The sequence below is a fragment of the Pseudomonas sp. MDT1-85 genome (assembly GCF_054898065.1).
The window spans coordinates 752,688-769,089 of the sequence record NZ_CM142715.1 but is presented as its reverse complement, the minus strand read 5'-3'; the positions used below and the strand labels follow the sequence as shown (position 1 = coordinate 769,089).

The window sequence follows — 16,402 nt, the reverse complement described above, 5'->3', positions numbered from 1 at the left end:
TGTTTTTATGTAACGGCGGCTGGTGAACCGCTCGCAAACGACGACGTTTGACAGACGATTCCGGATACCGCGCATTTATGACTGATGTTTCCCCAGGAAAGCCATCAGCCGGCACACCGATCTTTTTGACCGGTTGCACCTTGGCCGCGAATGCTATTCAACAAAGCAAATAAGGTGCAACCAGTTTCGTGCGAATAAGTTGCACCTAGTCGGATTTTCTTGAAAAGAGTCGGTTTTTGCTCCTTTTCAGGGCGTTTTTCGGGTTGCACTAGAAGTAAAAGCACCAAGCAGGCGCGGGAGGGATGTACCAGAATTAATTTCCTGACGAGCTGCTTATTATTCCGACAAAAAAGGGTTGCACCCGGTTGCACCTCGGCCGACGCACAGCTAATCTTGCCGCCAGCTGATGCCACGCGGTCGTGGCAAACATGAGGATAAAAATATGGCTACCACCACTCTTGGGGTCAAACTTGACGACCCGACCCGCGAACGCCTCAAGGCCGCCGCGACCTCGATTGATCGCACGCCGCACTGGCTGATCAAGCAGGCAATTTTCAATTACCTGGAAAAACTCGAGGGTGGTGCAACCCTATCCGAGCTGAACGGTTTGAACGGCAAGGAAGTTGACGAAGCCGGCGAGATCCACGTTGATCACGCACATCAGTGCTTCCTGGAATTCGCTGAAAGCATCCTGCCGCAATCGGTGCTGCGCGCTTCTATCACTGCCGCCTACCGTCGCCCGGAACCTGAAGTGGTGCCGATGCTGATCGAGCAGGCTCGCTTGCCGGCCCCGATGGCCGAAGCCACCAACAAGCTCGCCGCCTCGATTGCCGAGAAACTGCGCAATCAGAAAAGCGCCGGCGGCCGTGCCGGGATTGTTCAGGGCTTGTTGCAGGAATTTTCCCTGTCGTCCCAGGAAGGCGTGGCGCTGATGTGCCTCGCCGAAGCGCTGCTGCGGATCCCGGACAAAGGCACCCGTGACGCCCTGATCCGCGACAAAATCAGCACCGGCAACTGGCAGCCGCACTTGGGCAACAGCCCGTCGCTGTTCGTCAACGCCGCCACTTGGGGCTTGCTGCTGACCGGCAAACTGGTCGCCACGCACAACGAGGCTGGTTTGACTTCGTCGCTGAGCCGCATCATCGGCAAGAGCGGCGAGCCGATGATCCGCAAGGGCGTCGACATGGCCATGCGTCTGATGGGCGAGCAGTTCGTCACCGGCGAAACCATCGCCGAAGCCCTGGCCAACGCCAGCAAGTTCGAAGCCAAGGGCTTCCGCTATTCCTACGACATGCTGGGTGAAGCCGCACTCACCGAGCACGACGCCCAGAAGTACCTGGCCTCGTACGAACAAGCCATCCACTCGATCGGCAAAGCCTCTCACGGTCGTGGGATTTATGAAGGCCCGGGCATTTCGATCAAGCTGTCCGCCTTGCACCCGCGTTACAGCCGCGCGCAGTACGAGCGCGTGATGGAAGAGCTGTACCCGCGCCTGCTGTCGCTGACCCTGCTGGCCAAGCAATACGACATCGGCCTGAACATCGACGCCGAAGAAGCCGACCGCCTCGAGCTGTCGCTGGATCTGCTGGAGCGCCTGTGCTTCGAGCCGCAACTGACCGGCTGGAACGGCATCGGTTTCGTGATCCAGGCTTACCAGAAGCGTTGCCCGTATGTGATCGACTACGTGATCGACCTGGCTCGCCGCAGCCGTCATCGCCTGATGATCCGTTTGGTGAAAGGCGCGTATTGGGACAGCGAAATCAAGCGCGCCCAGGTCGAAGGCCTGGAAGGCTATCCGGTCTACACCCGCAAGGTGTACACCGACGTTTCCTACATCGCCTGCGCCCGCAAGTTGCTGTCGGTACCGGAAGTCATATATCCGCAGTTCGCCACGCACAACGCCCACACCTTGTCGGCCATCTACCACATCGCTGGTCAGAACTATTACCCCGGCCAGTACGAGTTCCAGTGCCTGCACGGCATGGGCGAACCACTGTACGAACAGGTTGTAGGCAAAGTTTCCGAAGGCAAGCTGAACCGTCCGTGCCGCGTGTACGCACCGGTTGGCACGCACGAAACACTGCTGGCGTACCTGGTGCGTCGTCTGCTGGAGAACGGCGCGAACACTTCGTTCGTGAACCGCATCGCCGACCAGTCTATTTCGATTCAGGAGCTGGTGGCCGATCCAGTGGCCAGCATCGAGCAGATGGCGACGCTGGAAGGCGGCTTCGGCCTGCCGCACCCGCGTATCCCGCTGCCGCGTGATCTTTATGGTGCCGAGCGCGCCAACTCCAGCGGCATCGACATGGCCAACGAACATCGTCTGGCGTCCCTGTCGTGTGCCCTGCTGGCCACCGCTCACAACAACTGGAAAGCGGCACCGATGCTCGGTTGCGCGTCCAGCACTGAAACCCCTGCGCCGGTCCTGAACCCGTCCGATCTGCGTGATGTGGTTGGTCATGTGCAGGAAGCCACCGTCGAAGACGTCGATAACGCGATCCAGTGCGCCCTGAAAGCTGCACCGATCTGGCAGGCGACCCCGCCGGCCGAACGCGCCGCGATTCTGGAACGTGCCGCCGATTTGATGGAAGGCGAGATCCAGCCGTTGATGGGCCTGTTGGCTCGCGAAGCTGGCAAGACCTTCGCCAATGCCATCGCCGAAGTGCGTGAAGCCGTGGACTTCCTGCGTTATTACGCGGTGCAGGCGCGCAATGATTTCACCAACGATGCCCACCGCCCATTGGGTCCAGTGGTCTGCATCAGCCCGTGGAACTTCCCGCTGGCAATCTTCAGTGGTCAAGTCGCTGCTGCCCTGGCTGCAGGCAACCCGGTACTGGCCAAACCTGCGGAACAAACCCCGCTGGTGGCTGCTCAAGCCGTGCGTTTGCTGCTTGAAGCCGGGATTCCGGAAGGCGTGCTGCAACTGCTGCCGGGCCGTGGCGAAACCGTTGGCGCCGGTCTGGTCGGCGACGATCGAGTCAAAGGCGTGATGTTCACCGGCTCCACCGAAGTCGCTCGCTTGCTGCAACGCAACATCGCCGGTCGTCTGGATGCTCAGGGTCGTCCGATTCCACTGATCGCCGAAACTGGCGGTCAGAACGCGATGATCGTCGACTCCTCGGCACTGACCGAACAGGTTGTGATCGACGTGGTGTCGTCGGCATTTGACAGTGCTGGTCAGCGTTGCTCGGCGCTGCGGGTATTGTGCCTGCAGGAAGATTCCGCTGACCGTGTCATCGAAATGCTCAAGGGCGCCATGGCTGAATGCCGTCTCGGCAACCCTGAGCGCCTGTCCGTGGACATCGGCCCGGTGATCGACGCCGAAGCCAAGGCCGGCATCGAGAAGCACATCCAAGCCATGCGCGACAAAGGTCGCAACGTGTACCAGGTCGCCATCGCCAACAGCGAAGAAGTCAAACGCGGCACTTTCGTGATGCCGACCCTGATCGAACTGGAAAGCTTCGACGAACTGCAACGGGAGATCTTCGGCCCGGTGCTGCACGTTGTTCGCTACAAGCGCAAAGAGATCGATCAACTGATCGGCCAGATCAATGCTTCCGGCTACGGCCTGACCCTGGGCGTACACACTCGCATCGACGAGACCATCGCCAAGGTGATCGACAACGTCAACGCGGGTAACGTCTACGTGAACCGCAACATTGTCGGTGCCGTGGTCGGCGTGCAACCGTTCGGCGGTGAAGGCCTGTCGGGTACTGGCCCGAAAGCCGGTGGTCCGCTGTACCTGTACCGCTTGCTGTCGACACGTCCTACCGATGCGATCGAACAATCCTTCGCTCGCGGCGATGCAATCGCTGCACCGGACGCCCGCCTGCGTGATGCCATGAGCAAACCACTGACCGCGCTGAAAGGCTGGGCCGACAGCAACAAATTCGCTGACTTGAGCACCCTGTGCGTACAGTTCGCGGCGCAATCGCAAAGCGGGATCACCCGTGTACTGGCTGGCCCGACCGGCGAGCGCAACAGCTACGCTATCCTGCCGCGCGAACACGTGCTGTGCCTGGCGGAAGTCGAAGGCGATTTGCTGACCCAACTGGCGGCGGTATTGGCCGTGGGCGGTTCGGCGGTGTGGCCGGACGCTGAACCGGGCAAGGCCCTGTTCGCACGCCTGCCGAAAGAAATCCAGGCGCGGATCAAGCGGGTTGCCGACTGGACCAAGGACGAAGTGGTGATTGATGCGGTTCTGCATCATGGCCATTCCGATCAGTTGCGTGCGGTCTGCCAGCAAGTGGCCAAGCGTGCCGGCGCGATTGTTGGGGTTCATGGTTTGTCGCAGGGCGAAACCAACATTGCGTTGGAGCGTCTGGTGATCGAGCGTGCGTTGAGCGTCAACACCGCGGCGGCGGGTGGTAATGCCAGTTTGATGACGATCGGTTAAACCGCAATAAGACCGGGCACCTGCAATGGGTGCCCGGTGTTTTAGAAGCAAGATCAAAAGATCGCAGCCTTCGGCAGCTCCTACAGGGGATCGTGTTTCTCTGTAGGAGCTGCCGAAGGCTGCGATCTTTTGCTTCTCCATCACCCACATCAATCATCCTTTCAGCCCGCACTCCCCACGCCTAGACTTGGTCCATTCCAAAAAAAGGTAGGCCGCCATGTCCGAGACGTTGCTCAGTTCCCGCAATCTGGCTTTCGAGCTGTATGAAGTCCTTGATGCCGAGGGCCTGACCCAGCGTGAGCGGTTCGCCGAGCACAACCGCGAGACCTTCGATGCGGCCATCGGCACCGCCCGCAACATCGCCGAGAAATTCTTCGCCCCGCACAACCGCAAGGGTGACGAGAACGAACCGCGCTATGAGGACGGTCAGGCGATTCTGATTCCGGAAGTGAAACCGGCGGTGGATGCCTTCCTTGAAGCCGGTTTCCTCAACGCCGCGCGCAGTTTCGATGCCGGCGGCATGCAACTTCCTACGCTGCTGTCGCAAGCTTGCTTTGCGCACTTTCAGTCTGCCAACGCGGCGTCGACCTCTTACCCGTTTCTCACCATGGGCGCGGCGAACCTGATTGAAAGCTTCGGCACCGATGAACAGAAGCAGCGCTTCCTGCAACCGATGATCGACGGCCGTTTCTTTGGCACCATGGCCCTGACCGAGCCACATGCCGGCTCGTCGCTGTCGGATATTCGTACACGCGCGGAGCCTGCGTCCGACGGCACGTATCGACTCAAGGGCAACAAGATCTTCATCTCCGGCGGCGATCACCCGCTGTCGGAAAACATCGTGCATATGGTGTTGGCCAAGCTGCCGGATGCACCGGCCGGGGTGAAGGGCATTTCACTGTTTATCGTGCCCAAGTTTTTGGTCAATGATGACGGCAGCCTCGGCCAGCGCAACGACGTGTTGCTGGCCGGGTTGTTCCACAAGATGGGCTGGCGCGGCACTACGTCCACCGCGCTGAACTTCGGCGACAACGGCGAGTGTGTCGGCTATTTAGTAGGCAAGCCGCACCACGGTTTGAGCTACATGTTCCAAATGATGAACGAGGCGCGGATTGGCGTCGGCATGGGCGCGGTGATGCTGGGTTATGCCGGTTACCTGTATTCCCTGGAATACGCCCGCGAGCGTCCGCAAGGTCGGGTACCCGATAGCAAGGATCCGAGCACCGCACCGGTGGCGATCATTCAGCATGCCGATGTCAGACGTATGCTGCTGACGCAAAAATCCTACGTCGAAGGCGCGTTCGACCTCGGGTTGTACGCAGCGCGGCTGTTTGACGACACCACGACGCTTGAGAGCGAAGCCGAACGCCAGCAGGCCCACGAGCTCTTGGATTTACTGACGCCGATCGTCAAATCCTGGCCGTCGGAGTTTTGCTTGAAGGCCAATGAACTGGCGATCCAGATTCTCGGCGGCCACGGTTACACCCGCGAATACCCGGTGGAGCAGTACTACCGCGACAACCGACTGAACCCGATTCACGAAGGGACTCACGGCATTCAGTCGCTGGACTTGCTGGGGCGAAAATTGGCGCAGAACGGGGGCGCGGGGCTCAAGCAATTGATCCGCCTGATCGCCGACACCGCCGGGCGCGCACAAACATATGAATCGCTGACGCCGCTGCGTGAGCCGCTGGAGAAACTGGTGGCACGCCTGCAAGCCGTGACCATTGGCCTGCTGACCGATCTGGCTCAGGGCAAGGTCAATAGCAGTCTGGCAAACTCGGCGCTGTATCTGAAAGTGTTCGGGCACACGGTGATCGGTTGGCGTTGGCTGGAACAGGCGATTCGTGCGGAGGAAGGGTTGGCCAAAGGGAACGCGGCGGATGTGAGCTTCTATAAAGGCAAGCTGCAGGCGGCGCGCTATTTCCTGACGTGGGAAGTGCCGGGTTGCCACCATGAACTGGCGATTCTCGAGGCGCGGGATGATGTGTGCCTGACGATGCGGGATGAGTGGTTCTGATCCGGAATCTTTGGCGCAGCTGAGAACCAATCGCGAGCAGGCTCGCTCCCACAGTAGTTCTGCGGTGAACACATTACTTGTGAACACCAATGTTCCCATGTGGGAGCGAGCCTGCTCGCGATAGCGTCAGTTCTGCCGTCGCATTTTTCAGCTCAGCTTGAACCCACCCATCTGCCGCGCCAGATCATCGGCCAACCGCTGCAACGTCTGACAGTCTTCCCGACAAGCCCTGACTTCCCCCGCCGTAGCCCGCGCCAAGTCAGAAATCCCCTGCACATTGCGGTTGATCTCTTCCGTCACCGCCGACTGCTCTTCCGTCGCCGTTGCCACCTGATGGTTCATGTCGCTGATCCGTTCGACCTGCCCGGTGATCGCCGTCAACGACGCCCCGGTGCGCTGACTCGACTCAACGCCGGTGCCGGTCGCCGCTTGCCCGGCGTGCATGGAAGACACCGCATTCTCCGCGCCCTGCTTGAGGCTGCCGATCATCTGCTGGATCTCGTCGGTTGACGATTGAGTCCGCCGCGCCAGCGTTCGCACTTCATCGGCCACCACCGCAAAGCCGCGCCCCATGTCTCCGGCCCGCGCCGCTTCGATGGCAGCGTTGAGCGCCAGCAAATTGGTTTGCTCGGAGATCCCGCGAATCACCGCCAACACCTGATCGATGGACGCCACCTGATGGGCCAATTCGCCCACCGCACCGGCGGCGATGCCGATCTCGTCGGACATGTTTTCGATATGCCGGATCGATCCGCCCACCACTTCCCGCGCCTGCAGTGCTTCATCCCGCGCGGTTTGCGAAGCGACGGCCGCGTTGCCGGCGTTCTGAGCGATTTCCTGCACGGTCAGGCCCATCTCGTGGACAGCGGTGGCGACCATGTCGGTCATTTCCTGCTGACGACCCGAACGTTCGGCCGTGTTGTCCACCACCCGCGCCACCTGGCCGACCGCCGTGCGCAAACGCTCACTGGTGGCCAGGACTTCGCCGATCATGTCGCGCTGACTTTCCAGGAAACGATTGAAGCCGCGAGCGAGGTCACCCAGTTCATCGGCGCGGCTGGAATCTAACCTGTGGGTCAAATCTCCACCACCGCTACCGATGGCTACCAGCGCGGTTGTTACCTGTCGAATCGGTCGCACCAATCCACGGGCCAGCAACACGACCAGCAACAGGCAAACCAGCGCCACAGCCAGGCCAATTCCGCTGCTCATCCACATCGCTCGCCGGGCTTCGGCATAGATCTGTGACTGCGGCACTTCGGCCACCAGGGTCCAACCCAGATCACGCAGCGGCAGGCTCAAGGCCAGAAAATCTTCGCCATCGCGGACAAAACTGCTGGTGGCGGACGCGGTGGAGGTCGAGAGCTGCCCCATGAGCGCTTGCGCCGCCGGGGCGCCGATCTGTTCAACCAGCATGCGTTTGCCGCTGAACTGCGCCTCGGGGTGAACCTGGATCAAACCGTCGGAACGCACGAGATAGACCTTGCCACGCTCACCGAAGTTGAAATTGTGGATCAGCTCCGACAGCTCTTTCATGCTCAGCCCGAGGCCAGCGACGCCCACGACTTTGCCGGCCTGCTCGACCTTGAAGTCAATGAACAGCGCCAATTCGCCGGTGGCGGTGTCATTGTCGATATTGAGGGTGCGCGGCTGGTTGCTGTCGAGGAAAGCATAGAACCAGGCGTCTTTTGGATTGGAGCGACTGAGGGTCCGGTCCAGGCCTTTTTCAGTGAAGTAATGGTTGGACGCGGTGCCGACAATAATCGCGGTAAAGGCTTTGTGCTCGGCGCGGATGCCTTCCAGATACTTCACGAATGTATCGGTCTGGGCACTGTTTTCACCTGCGGCCAACCAGTCGCGCACCATGCTGTTACTGGCGATGTCCTTGGCGGCGGTGAGGGGTTGAACGAGGATTCGTTCGATGTCGTTGCGCATTGCCTCGATGCTCGACGGCAGCGCCTGCTCGACCAGATAACGCTGGGCAAGGCGGTTGACCACGAGGGTATAAACGCCAACCACGATCAGAATACTGACCAGCAGGGCGGTGCCCATGCTCAGGATCAACTGCCATTGAATACTGCGTCGCCAGAACTGCATGGAGCACCCCCAAAGAATAAGAGGCTGAAACACTGCAACAGCCGTGCCGATTGTATACAACACAAACGACAATTTATTCTTTGGTTGTGCGCAAAGCCGATCAGGCCTGATTGATTGTCTTGGCGATCACTTCAACCGTGGCGCTGACTTGCTCTTGGTAACGGTCGAGTTCTTGCTGGTGACGCTTTTGCATTTCGATCTGCTGCGAGCACAGATTCATCGCCGCGAGCACCAGCAAGCGGTCACCGATCAGCGTCGGGTATTTCTTTTTGGTCTCGGCCAAGGCGGCCTTCAACATTAATGCGGCGTCCAGCAGGGTCTGCTCTTCCCCGGCCGGCGCCTTGATCGAATAGTCCTCCCCCAGAATCGAGACGACTTTTACCCCTGCGGCGCCGTAACTCATGCGCTGACCGGGCCGGCGTTGACGCGCTCAACCAAGGCCTGAATGCGTGCGGCGGTGGCGCCTTGTTTCTCTTCCTGTTCCATCAGGCTCAGTTGCAGGCTTTCGTTTTCATCCTTGACCTGGGCCAGTTCTGCACTCAGCGATTGATTAGTGCCGAGCAGGATCTGGTTCTGTTGCACCAGGTCGCTGACCAGTTGTTCCAATTGGCTTAGGGATGCTTCCAACATTTTGATTTTCCGGGCATTTTCAAAGGGCGCGTACGATAAAGAAAAGTCACCACGGATGCCAGGGTTATGCAGGCGCAAGGCCTTGATTTTCCTGGCGGGCGACCTTCCTCGCGAGCTTTAAAGACTGTGTATGGCGGATCTGGTTCCTGCACTTCGTCGCCACGGCCGTTCTGCGACAAAAGCGCGCAGCGCCTCAAGACTTTAGTCGTATGACCGATAAGTCATCCATACAGCAGTCTCAGCCCCGCACGGATGCGCTTTTTTCGGTGAACACTATGTCTTTACGAAATATGAATATCGCACCGCGGGCGTTCCTCGGTTTTGCCTTGATTGGCAGCTTGATGCTGGTTCTGGGGGTGTTCGCGCTGAACCAGATGAGCAAGATTCGCGGCGCCGCCCAGGAAATCACCTCCAACAGCGTACCGAGCATTAAAAGCCTCGACGAGTTCACTCAGCTAACCTTGCGCCTGCGCGTCCTGTCTTATCGCCTGTTGGTGAACCGCGAGCCAGACGTCCAGCAGAAAACCATAGACCTGCTGGACACACGCAATCAGCAGATCAGAGCGGCTCAAACCGTCTACGAAAAACTGATCGCCAGCCCGCAGGAACGTGCAGCCTATGATCAATACGTGCAGTTGCTGGGTCAGTACCGCCAGATCGAAGACCGGATGAAGAGCCTGTCGCGCAGCAATCAGGTCGATGAATTGCGCACACTGCTCAACACCGATTTGCTGACCAACTCTGAAGCCGTCAACTCCGTGCTCAACCGCCTGCTGGAGATCAACACCCAGCAGACCGCCGACACCAACCAGCGAGCCGCCGATCAGTACTCGTCGGCCTTCAACCTTGTGGTGACTATGCTGGTTATCGCCACCGGCCTGACCGTGCTGTTCGCCTGGCTGTTGACCAACAGCATCACCAAGCCAATTGCCAACGCCCTGAGCGCTGCCGAACAAATCGCCGAAGGCAACCTGACACGCCCGATCACGGTTGACGGTGAAGATGAAGCCGGTCGTCTGCTGGCCGCAATGGCGAAGATGCAGGAAAAGCTGCGCGACACCCTGCAACGGATTTCCGGCTCGGCCACGCAACTGGCGTCCGCCGCGGAAGAGCTCAACAGCGTCACCGACGAAAGCGCTCGCGGCTTGACTCAACAGAACAACGAAATCGAACAGGCCGCCACCGCTGTCAACGAAATGACCAGCGCCGTGGAAGAAGTCGCTCGCAACGCCGTGAGCACCTCCGAAGCCTCGAAAAACGCCACCACTTCGGCGGGCGACGGTCGTGACCTGGTGCAGGAAACCGTCAGTGCCATCGAGCGCATGAGTGCCGATGTACAGAGTACCGCCACCCTGATCGGCGATCTGGCCAACGAGTCGCGAGACATCGGCAAAGTGCTGGACGTGATTCGCGGCCTGGCTGACCAGACCAATCTGTTGGCGTTGAACGCAGCCATCGAAGCTGCCCGTGCCGGTGAAGCCGGTCGTGGTTTCGCGGTGGTCGCCGACGAAGTGCGTGCCCTGGCCCATCGCACCCAGCAGTCGACCAGCGAAATCGAACGCATGATCGGCAGCATCCAGAGCGGCACCGAACACGCCGTGGATTCGATGCGCAACAGCACCGAGCGCGCTGAGTCGACCTTGAATATCGCCCGTGGTGCAGGCATGTCGCTGGACACCATCAACAGCGCCATTGTCGAAATCAACGAGCGCAACCTGGTGATCGCCAGCGCGGCCGAAGAGCAGGCACAGGTTGCCCGTGAAGTGGACCGCAATCTGGTAAACATTCGTGACCTGTCGGTGCAATCGGCCACGGGTGCCAACCAGACGAGCGCGGCCAGCAACGAGCTGTCGCGCCTGGCGCTGGACCTGAACAACATGGTTGGGCGGTTTAGCCTCTAAACGAAGATCGCATCACTGCCGAAAAGATCGCAGCCTCGTTTCACTCGACAGCGCCTACAGGTTTACGCAGATTCTTTGTAGGAGCTGTCGAGTGAAACGAGGCTGCGATCTTTTGATCTGCAAAAGCTTTTTGACAGCATCACATTTCAACAGGTTAGAATCGCTGGCACGCAGACTGCATGGTCAGTTTGTGCCCGCCTTTAGCTTTCTGGAGTACTGCCTTTGAATGCGACGACCATCAACAGCCTGTTCTTGATCGGCGCGTTGCTGGTAGGTGCGAGCATTCTGGTGAGCTCACTTTCATCGCGCCTCGGTATCCCGATTCTGGTGATCATCCTCGCGGTGGGCATGGCGGCCGGTGTCGACGGCGCCGGCATTGTTTTCGATAACTACCCAACGGCTTATCTGGTCGGCAACCTCGCCCTGGCAGTGATCCTGCTCGACGGCGGCTTGCGCACCCGGGTGGCGAGTTTCCGTGTGGCGTTATGGCCAGCACTGTCGCTGGCCACAGTCGGGGTGTTGATCACCACCGGGCTGACCGGAATGGCGGCGGCGTGGCTGTTCGACTTGAACATGATCCAGGGCCTGCTGATCGGCGCCATCGTCGGCTCCACCGATGCCGCGGCTGTGTTCTCGCTGCTGGGCGGCAAGGGTCTGAACGAACGGGTGAGCGCGAGTCTGGAGATCGAATCCGGCAGCAACGACCCCATGGCGGTGTTCCTCACCGTGACCCTGATCGACATGCTCGCCAGCGGCGAGACCGGCCTGCACTGGAATCTGCTGGGGCATTTGGTGCGTGAGTTCGGCATCGGCGGTGTGATTGGCCTCGGCGGTGGCTGGCTGATGCTGCAACTGGTCAACCGTATCCACCTGGCCACCGGCCTTTATCCGATTCTGGTGGTTGCTGGTGGCCTGGTGGTGTTTGCCCTGACCAACGCCCTGCACGGCAGCGGCTTTTTGGCGGTGTACTTGTGTGGCCTGGTGATCGGCAACCGTCCGGTGCGCAGTCGCCACGGCATTTTGCACATGCTCGACGGCATGGCCTGGCTGGCCCAGATCGGCATGTTCCTGGTGCTGGGGCTGTTGGTTACGCCCCATGACCTGCTGCCGATCGCGTTGCCGGCGCTGGGCCTGGCGCTGTGGATGATTCTGTTTGCCCGCCCACTGTCGGTGCTGGTCGGCCTGCTGCCCTTCAAGGCATTCCACGGCCGCGAAAAGGCATTCATTTCCTGGGTTGGCCTGCGCGGTGCCGTACCGATCATTCTGGCGGTGTTCCCGCTGATGGCGGGGCTGCCCAATGCTCAGCTCTACTTCAATCTGGCGTTCTTTATCGTGCTGGTGTCGCTGCTGGTGCAAGGCACGAGCCTGCCGTGGGTTGCCAAGCTCTTGAAAGTGACTGTCCCGCCAGAACCTTTGCCCATCTCCCGATCGGCGCTGGAAGTGCATGTCACCAGTGAGTGGGAGCTGTTCGTGTATCGCCTTGGTGCTGAGAAATGGTGCATTGGATCCCCTCTTCGCGAGCTGAAAATGCCCGAAGGCACCCGTATCGCTGCCCTGTTTCGTGGCCAACAACTGCTCCATCCGTCGGGTAGTACGGTGCTCGAAGTCAATGATTTGCTCTGCGTAATCGGCCATGAACACAACCTTCCGGCCCTCGGAAAACTCTTCAGTCAGGCCCCGCAACGGGGGCTGGATTTGCGCTTCTTCGGCGACTTCGTACTCGAAGGAGACGCCCAGCTGGCCGCGGTTGCTGCCCTGTACGGGTTGAAAGTCGAAGGTATCGATCCAAACATGTCCTTGGGCCACTTCATTGCCCAGAAAGTGGGCGGTGCACCCGTAGTGGGTGACCAGGTGGAATGGAACAACACCCTTTGGACGGTTGCTGTCATGGAAGGGAACAAGATTGGTAAGGTAGGCGTCAGATTCCCCGAAGGAAGTCGCCCGGGTCCCGGCTTGTTCCTCTAAACTCCACTCTTCGTCTAGTTTTCGATCGGTCTTTATGTCAACCCTGCGCACTTTTTTCATCATGGCCCTGCTGGGCTTGAATCTTTCCATAAACACACTGCAAGCCGCCGAACCGCCCTCCAGCGCAGCCGTGCAGGCGAGCCTGGACAAGATCGCCGACCGCAAACTGCCGGAAGCCGATCAGAAAGCGCTGCAGAGCATTTTGCAAGGCACGTTGACGCACCTCACCAACAAGCGTGATTACGAGCAAAAGCTGGTTGCTCTCAAACAGCAGCTAGCTAGCGCGCCAAAGCAGAACATCGAGAACCAGCGTGAACTGACTCGCCTGAAGGCCAGCAATGTGGTGCCGGTGGCGCAACGCTACACCAAAGAGACCATTCAGCAGCTTGAGCAGTTATTGACCGAACGCTCGACACAGCAAAGCGATCTGCAAAAAGCATTGGCCGAGGCCAACAGTCTGGTGATTACTGCCCAGACCCGTCCCGAGCGTGCCCAGGCCGAAATTTCCGCCAGCCAGACGCGCATTCAGCAAATCAATAACATCCTTAAAATAGGCAAAGACAACGGCAAGACGTTGAGCGGTGAACAGCGCGACCAGCTCAACGCCGAGCTCACGGCGCTGAATGCGCTGATCCCGTTGCGTCGACAGGAACTGGCCGGTAACAGTCAGCTGCAGGATCTGGGCAACAGCCAGCATGACCTGCTCACGGAAAAAACCAATCGCCTGGATCAGGAGATCCAGGAGCTGCAAACCCTGATCAACCAGAAGCGCCTGGCCCAGTCCCAAGAGACGGTCACCCAGCAGTCCATCGAAGCGCAGAAGGCCGGCGGCAGCAGCCTGTTGGCCACCGAAAGCGCGGCCAACCTGAAGCTCTCCGACTACCTGCTCAAAAGCACCGACCGCCTCAACGAAGTCACCCAACAAAACCTGCAGACCAAACAGCAACTGGACAGTGTGACGCAGAGCGACTCGGCGCTGGACGAACAGATCAACGTGCTCAAGGGCAGCCTGCTGCTCTCCAAGATCCTGTACAAACAGAAACAGGCCCTGCCGCACCTCCAGCTCGACCGCGACCTGGCCGACCAGATCGCCGACATTCGTCTGTATCAGTTCGAAGTCAGCCAGCAACGGGAACTGCTCAGCAACCCGACAACCTACGTCAATAACCTGCTGGCGACTCAACCGCCCGAGCAAGTCACCCCACAACTGCGCAAGAGCCTGCTGGAACTGGCCATCACCCGCGCAGACCTGCTGGAGCGTTTGAATCGCGAGCTGAGCGCGGTGCTCAACGAATCCATCACGCTGCAACTCAACCAGAAACAACTGCTCAGCACCGCGCAAAGTCTGAGGGCTACGCTGGACGAGCAAATGTTCTGGATTCCCAGCAACAAGCCCCTGGATTTTGAGTGGATGCGTGGCGTGCCGGAACGCCTGCAACGTCAGGTCACCACACTGCCGTGGGCCTCGAGCCTGAGCGAATTGACCGATGGCCTGACGCAGCGGCCGCTGCTGTTCTTGCCGCTGGCCTTTCTGATCGGCGCGTTGCTGTGGCGCCGCAAAAACCTTTACGCCCGCCTGAACAAAGTTCACCTGGACATCGGCCATTTCAAGCGCGACAGCCAGTGGCACACACCGCAAGCGATTCTGATCAACATCCTGCTGGCGATGCCCGTCGCCCTGGGTTTGGCCTTGTGCGGCCTGGCGTTGCAGATCGACGCCCGCGGGCAGAACGCCAATATGGGCGCGGCGCTGCTGCAAATGGCCCAGGCCTGGCTGGTGTTCTACACCGCCTACCGCATCCTCGCGCCGGGCGGCGTCGCCGAATTGCATTTCCGTTGGGAAAAACCTCAGGTCGAATTCCTTCAAGGCTGGATACGCCGACTCGGCCTGGTGGTGATGGCCCTGGTGGCGGTGGTGGCGGTCGCTGAGCTGCAACCGGCGGCACTGGCCGATGACGTGCTCGGCATGCCGGTGGTGTTGACCTGCTATGCCTTGATGGCCTGGTTGCTCAGCCGCCTGCTGATCAGCAGCCCGACTCACCAGAACGCGTCGCTGTTCCGCAAGGCCGTGGGGGTTCTGTTTACCGCCCTGCCAATCGCGCTGTTCGTCGCTGTGTGCTTTGGCTACTACTACACCGCGCTGAAACTCAGCGACCGGTTGATCAACACGCTTTACCTGCTGATGTTCTGGCTGGTGATCGAAGCGACCTTCGTGCGCGGCCTCAGTGTTGCGGCACGGCGCCTGGCCTATCAGCGCGCGCTGGCCAAACGCCAGGCCGCGAAAGAGGCTGGCGACGGCGAAGCGGTGATCGAAGAGCCGACCCTGGACATCGAGAAGGTCAACGAACAGTCCCTGCGACTGATCCGTCTGGCCCTGCTCGGTGGTTTCATCGCGGCCCTGTATTGGGTCTGGTCGGACCTGATTTCAGTGTTCTCGTACCTGGACAACATCACCCTCTACGAATACACCAGCGGCACCGGCGCCAACATGAGCATGGTGCCGATCAGCATCGGCGACATGCTTGGGGCGCTGATCATTATCGGCATCACCTTTGCACTGGCGCGCAACTTGCCCGGTTTGCTGGAAGTGTTTGTGCTGTCGAAGCTGAACCTGGCTCAGGGCAGTGCCTACGCCACGACAACGCTGCTGTCCTATGTGATCGCTGGTATCGGTTTCGTCTCGACCTTGTCCACGCTCGGCGTGAGCTGGGACAAGTTGCAATGGCTGGTGGCGGCGCTGTCGGTCGGTCTCGGTTTCGGGATGCAGGAGATCTTCGCCAACTTCATCTCCGGCATCATGATCCTGTTCGAACGTCCGGTGCGGATCGGCGACACTATCACCATCGGCAACCTGTCGGGCACGGTGAGCAAGATCCGCATCCGCGCTACCACCATCACCGATTTCGACCGCAAGGACATCATCGTCCCGAACAAGACATTCATCACCGGGCAGTTGATCAACTGGTCCCTGACCGACACCATCACCCGGGTGACCCTCAAGCTCGGTGTCGACTACGGCTCGGACCTGGACCTGGTGAAAGAGCTGCTGCTCAAGGCTGCCCGGGATAACCCGCGCGTGCTGAAGGACCCGGAACCCCACGTGTACTTCCTGAACTTCGGCGAAAGCACCCTCGACCACGAATTGCGTATGCATGTGCGCGACCTCGGCGACCGCAACCCGGTACTCGACGAGGTCAACCGCTTCATCAATCGCGAGTTCAAGAAGCAGAAGATCAACATCTCATTCCGGCAAATGGAGGTCTATCTCAAGAACCTTCACGGCCAGGAATACAAAATGGTGCCGGTCGAGCCGGAAACCAAAACCATCGTGCCGCTGCCCGATGGCGAATCGCGCCGAGAGCCGCCGCCTGTCAAACTCGACTAACCGCTCTA

8 protein-coding genes and 2 pseudogenes are annotated in these 16,402 nt (G+C 59.7%); 6 read left to right on the top strand and 4 right to left on the bottom strand.

The genetic code is table 11. The annotated features are described in order from the left end of the window. Positions 1–442: 442 nt before the first annotated feature. Both putA and ACYZT2_RS03535 read left to right on the top strand, forming a co-directional pair. Positions 443–4,396: a trifunctional transcriptional regulator/proline dehydrogenase/L-glutamate gamma-semialdehyde dehydrogenase gene (putA, locus tag ACYZT2_RS03540; RefSeq protein ID WP_461970172.1), complete on the top strand. Its 3,954-nt coding sequence runs from the start codon at positions 443–445 to the stop codon at positions 4,394–4,396. 217 nt (positions 4,397–4,613) lie between these two features. Next, positions 4,614–6,416 (top strand): acyl-CoA dehydrogenase, encoded by a 1,803-nt coding sequence (locus tag ACYZT2_RS03535; RefSeq protein ID WP_461970169.1) that lies wholly within the window; start codon positions 4,614–4,616, stop codon positions 6,414–6,416. 147 nt (positions 6,417–6,563) lie between these two features. Here ACYZT2_RS03535 and ACYZT2_RS03530 read toward each other — a convergent pair whose 3' ends face one another. From ACYZT2_RS03530 to ACYZT2_RS03515, 4 genes and pseudogenes are all read right to left on the bottom strand, one after another. After that, positions 6,564–7,271, bottom strand: coding sequence for a methyl-accepting chemotaxis protein (locus ACYZT2_RS03530; RefSeq protein WP_461972983.1), 708 nt, complete (start codon positions 7,269–7,271; stop codon positions 6,564–6,566). Positions 7,272–7,478: 207 nt separating this feature from the next. Further along, positions 7,479–8,351, bottom strand: a pseudogene (locus tag ACYZT2_RS03525) (cache domain-containing protein); the annotation flags it as partial. 262 nt (positions 8,352–8,613) lie between these two features. Then, positions 8,614–8,916 (bottom strand): cell division protein ZapA, encoded by a 303-nt coding sequence (locus ACYZT2_RS03520; protein ID WP_007903196.1) that lies wholly within the window; start codon positions 8,914–8,916, stop codon positions 8,614–8,616. Further along, the gene (locus ACYZT2_RS03515; protein ID WP_461970167.1) at positions 8,913–9,143 is read right to left on the bottom strand and encodes a hypothetical protein; all 231 of its coding nucleotides are present in this window, start codon (positions 9,141–9,143) and stop codon (positions 8,913–8,915) included. Before ACYZT2_RS03515 ends, ACYZT2_RS03520 begins: the two co-directional genes overlap by 4 nt. 209 nt (positions 9,144–9,352) lie before the next feature. Between ACYZT2_RS03515 and ACYZT2_RS03510 the strand changes: the two are divergent. The 4 genes and pseudogenes from ACYZT2_RS03510 to mscK all read left to right on the top strand — a co-directional run. Beyond that, a pseudogene (locus ACYZT2_RS03510) lies at positions 9,353–10,141 on the top strand (MCP four helix bundle domain-containing protein); the annotation flags it as partial. Positions 10,142–10,171: 30 nt separating this feature from the next. Beyond that, complete coding sequence (locus ACYZT2_RS03505; protein WP_371317140.1) at positions 10,172–11,044, top strand: methyl-accepting chemotaxis protein; 873 nt, start codon at positions 10,172–10,174, stop codon at positions 11,042–11,044. A gap of 222 nt (positions 11,045–11,266) precedes the next feature. Further along, on the top strand, positions 11,267–13,009 hold the full coding sequence (locus ACYZT2_RS03500; protein WP_461970165.1) for a potassium/proton antiporter: 1,743 nt from the start codon (positions 11,267–11,269) through the stop codon (positions 13,007–13,009). Between the two features lie 34 nt (positions 13,010–13,043). Next, complete coding sequence (gene mscK / locus ACYZT2_RS03495) at positions 13,044–16,394, top strand: mechanosensitive channel MscK (RefSeq protein ID WP_461970163.1); 3,351 nt, start codon at positions 13,044–13,046, stop codon at positions 16,392–16,394. Positions 16,395–16,402: the final 8 nt, after the last annotated feature.

Bases quoted from the DNA above. Each gene is read 5' to 3' on its own strand.
- putA (WP_461970172.1), top strand. From the start codon at position 443: ATGGCTACCACCACTCTTGGGGTCAAACTTGACGACCCGACCCGCGAA.
- ACYZT2_RS03535 (WP_461970169.1), top strand. From the start codon at position 4,614: ATGTCCGAGACGTTGCTCAGTTCCCGCAATCTGGCTTTCGAGCTGTAT.
- ACYZT2_RS03530 (WP_461972983.1), bottom strand. From the start codon at position 7,271: ATGGGCCTGACCGTGCAGGAAATCGCTCAGAACGCCGGCAACGCGGCC.
- ACYZT2_RS03520 (WP_007903196.1), bottom strand. From the start codon at position 8,916: ATGAGTTACGGCGCCGCAGGGGTAAAAGTCGTCTCGATTCTGGGGGAG.
- ACYZT2_RS03515 (WP_461970167.1), bottom strand. From the start codon at position 9,143: ATGTTGGAAGCATCCCTAAGCCAATTGGAACAACTGGTCAGCGACCTG.
- ACYZT2_RS03505 (WP_371317140.1), top strand. From the start codon at position 10,172: ATGGCGAAGATGCAGGAAAAGCTGCGCGACACCCTGCAACGGATTTCC.
- mscK (WP_461970163.1), top strand. From the start codon at position 13,044: ATGTCAACCCTGCGCACTTTTTTCATCATGGCCCTGCTGGGCTTGAAT.